The 12,231-nt window shown below is 68.2% G+C and carries 11 protein-coding genes; 8 read left to right on the top strand and 3 right to left on the bottom strand.

Translation table 11 applies throughout. The features are described 5' to 3' along the window. Nucleotides 1-54 precede the first annotated feature (54 nt). Entirely contained in the window at nt 55-549 is a 495-nt protein-coding gene (locus ACOGXE_RS05010; RefSeq protein ID WP_419932850.1) for a DUF4333 domain-containing protein, read from the top strand. Between the two features lie 25 nt (nt 550-574). Further along, nucleotides 575-712 carry a hypothetical protein gene (locus tag ACOGXE_RS05005; RefSeq protein ID WP_419840199.1) on the top strand — a complete coding sequence of 46 codons (138 nt, stop codon included), beginning with the start codon at nt 575-577 and terminating at the stop codon, nt 710-712. Nucleotides 713-752: 40 nt separating this feature from the next. Here the strand turns inward: ACOGXE_RS05005 and ACOGXE_RS05000 are convergent, their stop codons facing one another. Then, the gene (locus tag ACOGXE_RS05000) at nt 753-1,736 is read right to left on the bottom strand and encodes an MDR family oxidoreductase (RefSeq protein ID WP_419932849.1); all 984 of its coding nucleotides are present in this window, start codon (nt 1,734-1,736) and stop codon (nt 753-755) included. Between the two features lie 126 nt (nt 1,737-1,862). On the opposite strand from ACOGXE_RS05000, the gene ACOGXE_RS04995 reads away from it, so the two are divergent. The 4 genes from ACOGXE_RS04995 to ACOGXE_RS04980 all read left to right on the top strand — a co-directional run bounded on the left by ACOGXE_RS04995 (nt 1,863) and on the right by ACOGXE_RS04980 (nt 6,122). Continuing rightward, on the top strand, nt 1,863-2,528 hold the full coding sequence (locus ACOGXE_RS04995) for a NifU family protein (protein WP_419932848.1): 666 nt from the start codon (nt 1,863-1,865) through the stop codon (nt 2,526-2,528). Between the two features lie 56 nt (nt 2,529-2,584). Next, complete coding sequence (locus ACOGXE_RS04990) at nt 2,585-3,325, top strand: PIG-L deacetylase family protein (RefSeq protein ID WP_419932847.1); 741 nt, start codon at nt 2,585-2,587, stop codon at nt 3,323-3,325. A gap of 116 nt (nt 3,326-3,441) precedes the next feature. After that, nucleotides 3,442-4,851 (top strand): OB-fold domain-containing protein, encoded by a 1,410-nt coding sequence (locus ACOGXE_RS04985; protein WP_419932846.1) that lies wholly within the window; start codon nt 3,442-3,444, stop codon nt 4,849-4,851. Nucleotides 4,852-4,919: 68 nt separating this feature from the next. Beyond that, complete coding sequence (locus ACOGXE_RS04980) at nt 4,920-6,122, top strand: acetyl-CoA acetyltransferase (protein WP_419862696.1); 1,203 nt, start codon at nt 4,920-4,922, stop codon at nt 6,120-6,122. A 57-nt stretch (nt 6,123-6,179) separates the two neighbouring features. On the opposite strand, the gene ACOGXE_RS04975 is transcribed toward ACOGXE_RS04980, so the two are convergent. Beyond that, nucleotides 6,180-8,195 carry a 1-deoxy-D-xylulose-5-phosphate synthase gene (locus ACOGXE_RS04975; protein WP_419932845.1) on the bottom strand — a complete coding sequence of 672 codons (2,016 nt, stop codon included), beginning with the start codon at nt 8,193-8,195 and terminating at the stop codon, nt 6,180-6,182. Between the two features lie 17 nt (nt 8,196-8,212). Next, the gene (locus ACOGXE_RS04970) at nt 8,213-9,190 is read right to left on the bottom strand and encodes a lysylphosphatidylglycerol synthase transmembrane domain-containing protein (RefSeq protein WP_419932844.1); all 978 of its coding nucleotides are present in this window, start codon (nt 9,188-9,190) and stop codon (nt 8,213-8,215) included. A gap of 180 nt (nt 9,191-9,370) precedes the next feature. On the opposite strand from ACOGXE_RS04970, the gene ACOGXE_RS04965 reads away from it, so the two are divergent. Then, nucleotides 9,371-10,816, top strand: coding sequence for a TldD/PmbA family protein (locus ACOGXE_RS04965; protein WP_419932843.1), 1,446 nt, complete (start codon nt 9,371-9,373; stop codon nt 10,814-10,816). A gap of 68 nt (nt 10,817-10,884) precedes the next feature. Further along, a complete protein-coding gene (locus ACOGXE_RS04960; RefSeq protein ID WP_419932842.1) occupies nt 10,885-12,231 on the top strand; it encodes a TldD/PmbA family protein in 1,347 nt (448 codons plus the stop codon).

The raw sequence follows: 12,231 nt of genomic DNA, 5'->3' as shown, positions 1-12,231 counted from the left end.
GAGCCGACCTGCGTGCGCGGGCGTTCGTTCAGGTTGCAGCGATGCAGGAGCGGGTTGTCGCTGGTCGCGCTGGCCGTGTCTGCGGCGGCTGTGCTGGCGGCTTGCGGCGGCGGTGCCGATCAGTCGCAGGTCGAGCGCGAGGTGCAGGACTACCTGCAGAGCGTGGTGGCGCCGGCCGAGATCGTCGACATCGACTGCCCTGAGGATGCGCCCATCAGGCCGGGTTCAACGTTCCTGTGCGACGGACTCGTGGAGGGGGCGTTCTACGAGGCACAAGTGACGATCATCGACGAGCAGGGCCGCCGGGAGATCCGGCCGCGGCAAGCAGTGATGCAGGTCAACGCCACCGAGACGGCGCTGGGCGCCGAAGCGGCGACCGCGTTGGGCTTCGGCGTCCAGGCCGACTGCGGCGACGACCAGTATCTGGTGGTGTCAGTGGGGCATACCTTCCTGTGCACGCTCGAGCGCTCCGACACGGGAGCGACACAGGACATCGAAGTCGAGGTCCAGAACGAGATCGGTGCCATCGAGTGGAGGCTGAAGGGCTGAAGCTCGGTCATGGGCAGACACTGATATGACGCGGCATCGATACGACGCGGCGGGAAACCTGCGCCCGTTGCGCCAGCGCAGCCCCGGACTGTGGTGGACAGCGGTGCTCGTGGTGGCCGCGATGCTGCTGACCGGTTTCGCGGCGATTGCCTCGGTGCTCTAGCCCGGCGCCCCGTCAGACGCGCACATCGACAGACGCGGCGTCAGGCGCGCACGTCGACAACAGTGCGCCCCTGTACCTCACCGGCCAGGATCTTCGGCCCGAGAGCGGCCAGGTCGCCGAGACCCACCGTCGTCGCCATCGACGCCAGCAAGTCTCGATCCACGAGTTCGTCCAACCGCTGCCATGCCGCCGCGCGCGGCTCGTAGGGGCACATCACTGAGTCGATGCCCAGCAGGTTCACACCCCGCAGCAAGAAGGGGATCACCGTGGTGTCGAGCCCATTGCCCCCGGCAAGGCCGCACGCAGCCACGCTCGAGCCGTACGACATCTGCGTCAGCACATTCGCCAGCGTGGTCCCGCCCACCGCGTCCACGCAGCCGCCGAATCGCTCGCTGCCGAGCGGCCGCTGCGGCGGGTCGGACAGCTCCGTCCGGTCGATGATCTCAGAGGCACCGAGGTTGCGCAGGTAATCAGCGGTCTGCGGCCTGCCGGTGCTCGCGGCGACCTCATGGCCGGCCGCCGAGAGCAGGTGCACCGCGACGCTGCCGACCCCGCCGGCGGCGCCCGTGACCAGCACCGGGCCCGATCCGATGCCGTGGTTCTCCAGCGCTTGGGCGGCCAGCATCGAGGTGAACCCGGCAGTACCGATGGTCATCGCGTCGAAGGTCGACAGCCCATCGGGCAGCCGCACCAGCCAGTCACCGTCCACACGGGCCCGCTCGGCGTACCCGCCCCAGTGGGTCTCGCCGACTCGCCAGCCGGTCAGCGCCACCCGATCGCCCGCCGTGAAGCGACTGTCGTCTGACGACTCCACAACGCCGGCGAAGTCGATGCCCCCCACATGCGGATACGTGCGCACCAGCCTGCCGATCCCGCCGAGGATCATCCCGTCCTTGTAGTTCAGGGTGCTGTGCTCCACGGCGACCGTGACGTTGCCGTCGGGCAGCTCGCTGTCGTCGACGTCGGCCAGTTCGGCTGAGACGGTTCGATCCTGTTCATGCAGCATCAGCGCTCGGAATGACATGGGGTCCCCTTGGTGCGTGTTGCCCCGCGCCGGCGGGGCCCGAACCCGCGGGACACTACCGCCCTTCGCGAATTCACGGCTGAGAGCGCCCACGGCGACGTCCGATGCCGTCAGTAGGCTGCCAACATGGCCCTGAGTGACCAGATGGCTCCCGCTGATGCGATGCGCGAATCGATGATGGAGACCCGCAGGGAGACCTTTTCGGTCACCCCTGCGGCCCTGGAGAAGATCCTCGAGCTGCGTGCGAGCGAAGTCGACGGCGAGCAGCTGGCGCTTCGCATCGAGGTGACCGGCGCTCAGGGCGTCGATTACACCTACGACCTCGCCTTCGAGCTGCTGGCCGAAGCCGATGCGTCGGACGTGCCGTTCGCGGTCGGGGAGGGCCTGACGGTGCTCATTCCTGATCGGGACGTCGCCAAGCTCGACGCTGCCTCGCTGGACCTGCCGTCCAATGCGAACCAACCGGGTCTGGTGCTGCGCAACCCGAACCGTCCCGATCTCGGACCCAATGCACAGCTCGACCTCGACGGCACCGTGGAAGACAACGTCCGCGAGGTGCTGACCAAGCGCATCAACCCCTCGATTGCCGCTCACGGGGGCTTCGCGGAACTGGTATCAGTCGAGGGCGACACCGTCGTCGTCAAGCTGGGCGGCGGCTGCCAGGGCTGCGGCATGGCCAACGCAACGGTCACCGCCGGCATCGAGCGCACGTTGCGTGAGCTGATTCCCGAAGTCGAGCGGGTGGTCGACCTCACCGACCACGCCTCAGGCGAGAACCCCTACTTCACCTAGGCACTGCGTCCCAGCAACGGCATCGCATCGCAGCAACCCCTCAAGCGTCAAAGGCAGTGGCTGTGGGCACGATCCTCACCGATCAGGGCGACATCGAAGCGCCCGAACGGGCCTTGATCATCGTGGCTCATCCCGATGACATCGACTTCGGCATGGCGGGAACCGTCGCCGCACTGACCTCGGCCGGATGTCACGTGGCGTACTGCCTGACCACCAGCGGCGAGGCGGGCGACGACGACCTGTCGCACACGCCCGCCGAGCTGGCCGCCATGCGCCAAGCTGAGCAGACTGCGGCGGCAGCGCAAGTGGGCGTCAGCGATCTGCACTGGCTCGGCCATCCCGACGGCATGGTCGTGGCCGACCTGGGCTTGCGCCGCGACATCGCACGGGTGATCCGCATCCAGCGACCCGAGGTTGTGCTGTGCCAGACCACCATCCCCAACTGGGACCACATCTACATCTCCCACCCGGATCACTTGGCTACTGCCACGGCGGCGCTGGCGGCCGTGTACCCCGACAGTCGCAACCCGCGTGCCTTCCCCGAACTCCTCGACGAGGGCCACAAGCCCCACAACGTCAGCGAGATCTGGCTCATCGGCACGGAACCGAATCGTTACGTCGACATCACCGACACCTTCGAGAACAAGGTTGCAGCGCTGCGCGAGCACCGCAGCCAGACCGAGCACATGGAAGACCTTGACGGCCGGTTGCGCGAATGGTCCAGCGAGACGGCCCGCGCCGGCGGCTTGCCCGAGGGCCGGCTTGCCGAGGCCTTCCGCGTCGTCGCTGCCGGCTGACTCAACACCCGACGGCGCATCCTCGTAGGCTCCTGCGCTGGCTGGGGTGAGCCAGACGGCCGTATGTGCCGGCCGCATCGGAGCCCGGCTGAGGATTCGCATCGGGGAGAGACAACATGGCGGAACGAGGGATCATCGGGTACGGCACCTACGTGCCCTACTGGCGGCTCGACCGGTCGAGGATCACCGCGGCCATGGGTGCCGGCGGCGGCCGTGGTCACCGTGCCGTGGCCAGCTACGACGAGGACACCACCACGCTGGGCGTCGAGGCGGCGCGCAACTGCCTGCGGGGCGGCAGCGGCGACGCCGCTGTCGACCGCGTGATCTTCTCGACTTCGAATCCGGCCTACCTCGACAAGACCAACGCCACTGCCATCCACGCGGCGCTCAACCTGCCGTCTTCGGTCACGGCTCTCGACCTCAACGGCGCCCCCCGTTCGATTGAGGCCGCCCTGGGGCTGGCGCTGAACGCCCCAGGCGACAACTTGATGGTCCTGTCCGACATTCGCACCGGTCGGCCGACCAGCGGCGACGAAGCCAGCGGCGGCGACGGCGCGGCCGCCTTTCTGATCGGCGACGGAAGCTCGGCGCCGATCATCGCTCACGAACTCGGTTCGGCAACCGAAGTCGCTGAATTCCTCGATCGCTACCGCCAACCCGGCGACGACTTCTCACGCGTGTGGGAAGAACGCTTCGGCGAGCAGGCCTACCTGCCGCTTGCGCAGCGCGCCGTCGAACGTGCCCTGGCCGCTGCTGGTCTCACCATGGACGACATCGACGGGGTCTCGGTGACCGGCATGCACGCTCGGGCGGCGCGAGGCGTGTCGCGACTGGCCGGCGACAAGCTGGTGAACGACCTCACGTCCCAGATCGGCAACGCCGGCGGGGCACAAACAGGCCTGGTGGTGGCATCGATCCTTGACGACGCTGAGCCCAACCAGAACTACCTCATCATCCGGCTGGCAGACGGCGCTACTGCAACGGTGATGCACACCACCGATGCCATCGCCGACTACGAGCCGTTCCGCACCGTTGGGTCCCAGATCGAGGGTGGCAACGACGCGCTCGACTACAACCAGTACCTGACGTGGCGCGGGTTCCTGGATCGTGAGCCGCCCCGGCGTCCCGACCCGGAACGGCCAGGCGCACCCCCCGCATTCCGATCAGAGGACTGGAAGTACGCCCTGATCGGTTCGCGTGACCGCAGCTCGGGCGCCATCCACATGCCCCCCATGCGAGTGTCCATGGAAGGCGGCGCCGTCGACGATATGGAGCCGGTCCGCATGGCAGACATCCCGGCCACCATTGCAACCTTCACCGTCGACCGGCTGGCGTTCTCGCTGTCGCCGCCCATGGTGGCCGTGGTCATCGACTACGACGGCGGCGGCCGCTTCCAGGCCGAGATGACCGACGTCGACCCTGAAGAGGTGCGCATCGGCGACCGCGTCGAGATGACCTTCCGCCGGCTGTACACAGCTGAGGGAATCCACAACTACTTCTGGAAGGCTCGCCCGGCTGCGGGTTGACGCAGCACGAACTGGCTGCCAGCGGCCATAATGTCAAGTACCCACAACTCACCACAAGGCAGGCACACATGAGTTCACATGGCATTCGCGACAAGGTCGCGATCGTCGGGATGGGTTGCACCCAATTCGGCGAGCACTGGGATCGCAGCGTCGATGACATGCTCACCGACGCTGCGCACGATGCGTATGCATCCGCTGGCGTCACCCAGGACGACATCGACGCCTTCTGGCTCGGCACGATGGGCTCGGGCGTCTCCGGCCTGACACTGTCGAAGCCGCTGCAGCTCGACTACAAGCCGGTCACCCGGCTCGAGAACATGTGCGCCACCGGCTCTGAGGCGTTCCGCAACGCTGCCTATGCAGTCGCTTCGGGTGCCTACGACATGGTGATGGCCATCGGTGTAGAGAAGCTGAAGGACTCGGGCTACTCGGGTCTGACAGGCGCTCGCCCGCCGAGCGACGGCACCGATTCCACCATCACGGCACCGGCCACGTTCAGCCTGCTGGCACCGGCCTACGCCCACAAGTACGGGCTCGACGAGGACACCATGAAGGAAGTCCTCACCCGTATCGCCTGGAAGAACCACCGCAACGGCTCGCTGAACCCGCGGGCGCAGTTTCGCAAGGAAGTGGCCAAGGAAACCATCGCCGGCTCGCCGCTGATCGCTGGTCCGCTGGGCATCTTCGACTGCTCGGGCGTCAGCGACGGCTCGGCCGCCGCGGTCCTGGTCCGGGCTGAGGACGCCCACAAGTACTGCGACAATCCGCTGTACATCAAGGCGCTCAGCTTCGCTTCGGGTCCGGCAACCGGTGCGCTCGACAGCACCTACGACTACACGACGTTCCGTGAGGTTGTGGCATCGGCGGCCGAGGCCTACAAGCAGGCCGGCATCACCGACCCGCGCTCGCAGATCGCGATGGCCGAGGTGCACGACTGCTTCACGCCCACCGAGCTGGTGCTGATGGAGGACCTCGGCTTTGCCGAGCGAGGCCTGGGCTGGAAGGAAGCCATGGCCGGCACGTTCGACCTCGACGGCGACCTCCCGGTCAATCCCGACGGCGGTTTGAAGAGCTTCGGCCACCCGATCGGCGCATCCGGCCTGCGGATGCTGTTCGAGTGCTGGTTGCAGCTGCGCGGTCAGGCCCCGCCTGAGCGGCAGATCCCCTCGGTGACCGAGCAGGGCAAGACGCTGGGGCTGACGCACAACCTGGGCGGGCAGCCTGGGGCCGCGGTGAGCTTCGTCTCGGTTGTTGGTTCCGAGCTGGGCTAGCTCTCACAACTCAACGCTTGACGGCCCGGGGCACCTGCTCCGGGCCGTTTCGCGTGCCTAGGCGGTGATGCGGGCGAGGGTCTTGGTTACTGCGGCAGCGATGCCCTCGGCGTCGAGGCCGAGTTCGGCGTGCAGTTCGGCGGCCGTGCCGTGGGGGAGGTATGCGTCGGGTGCTCCCAGCTGGGTGATGCGCGGGACGGTCGGGGCGTCGAGTTGTTGGAGCGCATCGTTGACGAGGCTGCCGAAGCCGCCCACGCGTACACCGTCCTCCACAGTCGCCACCAGCGGGTGTGCGGCGGCGTCCAGCAGCATGGCGCGGTCGAGCGGCTTGAGGACTCTCGGGTCCCACAGTGAGACATCCACGCCTTCAGCACTGAGCAATTCGGTGGCTTCGATCGCTGCGTTGAGAGTCTGGCCGGCGGCCAGGAGGCAGGCATCCGGTCCTGAGCGGTGTTGGCGGGCCTGTGCGCGCATGCCGCTCGTCGCGGCATCCTGCTGCTGGACTGTTCCGGCCACCGGGCCCTTGCCGCGGGGCCAGCGAATTGCTACAGGGCCGTCGGTGATCTCCAGAGCCTGCGCGAATGCGATGGGCAGCTCGTCGGGTCCTGACGGCGCGAACACCGTCATGCCCGGAATCCGCGTGAGCATGGCTATGTCGTAGAGGCCGTGATGGGATGCGCCGTCCGGACCCGTGATGCCGGCGCGGTCGATGCAGAGGATGACAGGGAGGCGGTGCAGGCCGATGTCGTACAGCGCCTGGTCGAAGGCCCGTGCCAGGAAAGTCGAGTACACCGCTACGACCGGTCGGAGCCCGGCGCGCGCCATGCCCGCGGCTGAGGTCAACGCGTGCTGCTCGGCTATGCCGACGTCATAGAAGCGATCGGGAAACTCGCGCTGGAACGGCAGCAGTCCGGTGGAACCAGGCATGGCTGCGGTGATCGCGACGAGATCACGGTTGCGTCGCGCTGCCGCGATGAGCGTCTCGGTGAAGACAGCGGTGTAGTCGCGCACAACCGGTTCGGCTTGCCGAACCGGTTCATTGGGCACGGTCGGTTCGGCTTGCCGAACCGGTTCACCGGGCACAGTCGGTTCGGCTTGCCGAACCGGTTCATCGGGCACAGTCGGTGCGGCGGGGGCCGCTGCAGGCGAGGCTCCGGTGACAGGGTCGAACAGGCCGATGTCGTGCAGGTGCTTCTCGGTGTCGTGCTCGGCGGGCGCATAGCCGCGCCCTTTCTGGGTGACGACATGAACCACGATGGGTCCGTCTGCGTAGGCAGCGGCGTCGCGGAATGCCGATTCCATGGCCGTGATGTCGTGCCCGTCGACCGGACCGACGTAGCGCACCCCCAGCGTCTCGAAGAATGCCGGGGGTTCCCACATCTCGCGCATTGCGGCGGCGGCGCTGTCGAGGCTCCGCCGCACGCCGTCACCCAACGGCACTCGCTCCAGCAGGTGGTCCACCGCTCGGCGGCCCTGCACGTAGTGGGGCGACTGCCGCAGCCGAGACATCACCGTGGAGAGCCGGCTGACCGTCGGTGCGTACGAGCGGCCGTTGTCGTTGAGCACGATCAACGCTCGCTGGGCGTAGTGGCCGAGGTTGTTCAGCGCCTCGAAGGCCATGCCGCCGGTCATGGAGCCGTCGCCGATCACGGCAACAACACGCCGGTGCTCATGACCGGTGAGCTGAAAGCCCGTGGCGAGACCGGACGCCCAGCTCAGCGACGTCGACGCATGGCTGTTCTCGACCACATCGTGGGGAGACTCAGACGTGCTGGGGTATCCCGACAGGCCGTGCCGCTGTCGCAGCTTCTCGAAGCCATCGCGCCTGCCGGTGATGAGCTTGTGCACGTACGCCTGATGGCCGGTGTCCCAGACGATGACATCACGTGGTGATTCAAAGACCCGGTGCAGCGCCACCGTGAGCTCTACGGCGCCGAGGTTTGACCCCAGATGCCCACCGGTGCGCGAGACAGCCTGCACGATGAAGTGCCGTATCTCTGCGCAGAGCTCGTCAAGCTGTGCAGAGCTGAGCGCTCGCAGGTCGGCCGGACTGGTGAGCTTGGCGAGGTGCATTCGCGGCCCAAGGGTACTCAGGGCCTGAGCGGTACTTCCGCGGTCGCCTTGCCGCGCTTTCGACGCCCGCCCAGCGCCAGCGCTGGGGCCCCCGTCAGGCTCACCAGCAGCGTCAGCGCGTACACCAGCAAGCCCAGCAGCACGGCTTCGCCCTCGTTGACGCCGTGGGCATCGAGGAACAGCACGAGAGCACCCTCGCGCACGCCTAGACCGCCGACTGCGCTCAGATTCTGCACGATCAAGACCATCGGCGCGAAGGCCAGCCAGGCCCGAAGACCTGGATTCACCCCGATGGCGGCGCCCGCGAGGGCGGTGGCCACCACCAGGAGGAACTGGTAGGCCAGACCGATGCCGAGCAGCCGGAGAGCGGCTTGGGGTTGTCGCCGGAACACGCTCAGGCCCGTGTGCACTGCGCCAAGACCTTCCCGTATGCGGGTGCCGCCCGCGAGTCGGCCGAGTCCTCGAGGATGTTCTGCCACCCAGACGATGAAGGCGAGCACCACCAGCGTCCCCAGCGCTAGCCCGCCGGCGATCTGCCCCCCGGAGTGCCGCAGCAGGCTCGGCTGCGATACCAGCGCAGCCAGCGTGAGCAGCGGCAAGACGACCCACCCCGTCAGCCGTTCGATGATGACGGTGGCGAATGCGTTGGCTCTGCTGCCGCAGATGCGACCCAAGCGGTTGACGCGCAGCACGTCGCCGCCGATGGTGGTGGGCAGGAAGTTGCCCACGAACAACGCGGCGAGGTAGATGGACAGCGCCGAGCGGCCCGACACCGCGACATCGAGCGTGTCGGCCACCTGCCACCAGCGCACGGCCGCCATGACAAATGCAGCTGCGATGACGAGCGCAGCGGCAGTCAGCCAAGCAGCAGCAGCACTCTTGGAATCGAGGTTGAGCGCCGACAGCTCATCTCGGCTGACGATCAGCAGCCACGTGAGAAGGCCTGCGCTTGCGCCGACGCGGAGCACCGTGACGAGGCCGTGCGGGATGCGCACTCAGGCTGCTCTCCCACGAAGCCCGCTCACTGCGGCACTGGATACAGCCCCGCGGCGCACTTCCCTCACGAAGCGTCTCACGTGGCTTCGCACAATAGTGTGGCGATGGTGCGGTCCACGTGCGACCGCAGCGCGGTCGCAGTTCGGGTCCGTGCCGATTCTCAGACTCTTGGCAGCGATATGACACAGACAGCAGACACGCCGACCACCGCGAGTGTCACGGCGGAGCCGCTCGTTGACCTCGATGTCGTGGATGCGACGTTGCGAGCGGCACTGGACGCAGGCGGCGAGTGGGCTGAGCTGTTTGCCGAGGACCGATCCTCGACGGGCGTGCTGTTCGACGAAGGCCGCGTTGAGGAGATGAACTCGGGCCGGGACCGCGGTGTGGGCATCCGGGTCACCGCCGGCGACATCACGGGCTATGCACACACCTCCGACCTGACGCCCGAGGGACTCGCGGATGCGGCGCGAACCGCGGCGGCGGTGGCGACCCGCTCACCGGCCGGCGGGACGGTCGACATGGCGTCCTTCCGCGGCGACGGCGTGGCGGAGCCTCGCGTCGAGGTGCTGCCGGCAGCCATCGGCACCGAGCACAAGGTGGCGCTGCTCAAGGCGGCGGACGAGGCCGCTCGCTCGACCCATGAGGCGATCACCCAGGTCACCGCCCGCTACGGCGACAGCCGGCGGCGGATCCTGGTGGCCAACACCAACGGCATCTGCGCGGCGGATGATCAGGTTCGCACGCTGTTTTCGGTGAGCTGCGTGGCGAGCGGAGACGGCGGTCTGCAGACCGGTCGTGAGACCGTCGGCTACACGGTCGGGTGGGAGCTGTTCGACGGCTGCGATCCGGCAGAGCTGGCCGAGCGAGCGGCACAGCGCGCCGTCACGAAGCTGGCGGCCCGCCCGGCGCCCAGCGGCGAGGTGCCCGTGGTGATCGCCCGGGGCGGCGGCGGCGTGCTGTTCCACGAGGCCTGCGGCCACGGTCTGGAGGCCGACTTGGTGCGCAAGGGCGCGTCGGTGTTCCGGGATCGGGTGGGCTCGGCAGTGGCGGCCGAGGGCGTGACGCTGGTGGATGACGGCACGATGGGACCCGAGTGGGGAGCGTTGCGCATCGACGACGAGGGCCATATGACGCAGCGGAATGAGCTGATCTCCGACGGTGTGCTGACCGATTACATGTGGGACTGGCTGCGCAGCCGCGATGATGGGCGTGCACCGTCGGGCAACGGTCGTCGCCAGAGCTACACGCACTTGCCGATGGTCCGCATGACCAACACGTTCGTCACGAACGGCGACATCGACCCCGACGACATCATCTCTGACACACCCCAGGGCGTGTACGTGGCCCAGCTCGGCGGCGGTCAGGTGAACACGGCGACCGGCGACTTCGTGTTCGGCATGACCGAGGCCTACCTCATCGAGGACGGCAAGATCACCGAGCCGTTGCGCGAGGGCAACCTGATCGGCAACGGTCCCCAGGTGCTCCTCGACATCGACGCCCTCGGCAATGACTTCGCCATGGGGCATCCGGGAACGTGCGGCAAGGACGGCCAGGGCGTCCCGGTGGGCGACGGCCAGCCCACCCTGCGGGTGCGAGCCCTGACCGTCGGGGGCACCGCCGCGTGAGCGGCGGAGTGTGACTGTGCGTGAGCGGCGGGGTGTGACTGTGCGTGAGCGGCGGGGTGTGATCGCGCGTGAACCCTGATGAGTTGGCCCGGCTCGCGCAGCGAGTGTGCGAGCGGGCCGCCGGCGACGAGCAGATCGAGGTGTGCGTCTCGACGGGGCGCTCCACCACGGTGCGGGCGTACAACGGCGAGGTGGAATCGCTGCGTTCGGGCGTGACCGCGGCCATCGGCGTGCGAGTCGTCGACGACGGGCGCCAGGGATTCGCGTCCGCCGGCTCGCTGGATCCCGACGTCGTGTCGGACACGCTGGAGGCGGCCCGCCGCAATGTCGCCTTCGCAGAGTCCGATCCGCACCAGCGGCTTGCCGAACCCGACGGCATGGAGCCGCCCGGACTGGAACTCGACGACCCGGCAGTCCTCGGCGTTTCCGATGCCGACAAGATCGCCGCGGCGATCGATCTCGAGCGTCGCTGCCTGGAAGCCGATCCGCGTATCTCCGGCGTGCGTGTCGCCGCGTGGAGCGACGGCTGGTCGCAGTCGGCCCTGGCGTCGAGCACGGGCATCTGCGTGCAGACCTCGGCGGGAAGCTGCTCGATCGGCGCCCAGCCGCTCGCCACCGACGGCGACGAGACCCAGATCGGCTACGCCGGCGATGCAGCCCGGCGACCCGATCAGCTCGACATCGAACGGGTCGTGAGCGAGTCGACGGCGTTGGCCACCGGACAGCTCGGCGCGACCAAGCCGCCCAGCGAGCGGCTGCCGGTTGTGCTCGCCCCGTCGGTCGCTGCCGCCTTCATTGGTGTGGTCGCGAGCGTGCTCGCCGCGGACAGCGTGCTCAAGGGGCGCTCGCCGTTCGCCGACCGCGTCGGCGAGCAGATTGCCGATGAGCGATTGAGCCTGTTCGATGACCCGACCGATCCGGCGACGCTGGGCGCCACGAACTTCGACGGCGAGGGGCTTGCAGCGCGGCGCAATGCGCTGATCACCGCAGGCGTGCTCGGCGGTTTCCTGCACAACGCATATACCGCCCGCCGATCGAACACGGCCTCGACCGGGTCGGCGGTGCGCGGCACCCGGTCGGTTCCGGGAGTGGGGATCCACGCGCCGGTCGTCAGCGCCGGCGAGATACCCAATGACATGCTGAACGCGTCGGTCTCCGACGGCGTGCTGGTGAGGGGCGTCAGCGGCCTGCACAGCGGGGTCAATCCCACCAGCGGCGATTTCTCGGTCGGCGCCTGGGGACATCGCATCGCAGGCGGCGAGCTGGCCGAGCCGTTCAGGGAGGCCACCATCGCGTCCACGCTGCAACGGATGCTGCTGGGGATCTGCGGTATCGGAGCGACGGCCGAGCCGCTCGCCGGAGGGATGTCGATGCCCCCGCTGGTGGTCGCCGATGTCGCGCTGTCGGGAGTGTGA

This window comes from Candidatus Poriferisodalis sp., assembly GCF_965208555.1.
GTDB lineage: Bacteria > Actinomycetota > Acidimicrobiia > Acidimicrobiales > Poriferisodalaceae > Poriferisodalis.
Note: the sequence above shows the minus strand (reverse complement) of the source record. Positions and strands in the feature narration are given on the sequence as shown.

Coding starts and splice junctions, on each gene's coding strand:
- ACOGXE_RS04975 (WP_419932845.1), bottom strand. CDS start 8,195: ATGCACCTCGCCAAGCTCACCAGTCCGGCCGACCTGCGAGCGCTCAGC.
- ACOGXE_RS05000 (WP_419932849.1), bottom strand. CDS start 1,736: ATGTCATTCCGAGCGCTGATGCTGCATGAACAGGATCGAACCGTCTCA.
- ACOGXE_RS05005 (WP_419840199.1), top strand. CDS start 575: ATGACGCGGCATCGATACGACGCGGCGGGAAACCTGCGCCCGTTGCGC.
- ACOGXE_RS04980 (WP_419862696.1), top strand. CDS start 4,920: ATGAGTTCACATGGCATTCGCGACAAGGTCGCGATCGTCGGGATGGGT.
- ACOGXE_RS04995 (WP_419932848.1), top strand. CDS start 1,863: ATGGCCCTGAGTGACCAGATGGCTCCCGCTGATGCGATGCGCGAATCG.
- ACOGXE_RS04985 (WP_419932846.1), top strand. CDS start 3,442: ATGGCGGAACGAGGGATCATCGGGTACGGCACCTACGTGCCCTACTGG.
- ACOGXE_RS04965 (WP_419932843.1), top strand. CDS start 9,371: ATGACACAGACAGCAGACACGCCGACCACCGCGAGTGTCACGGCGGAG.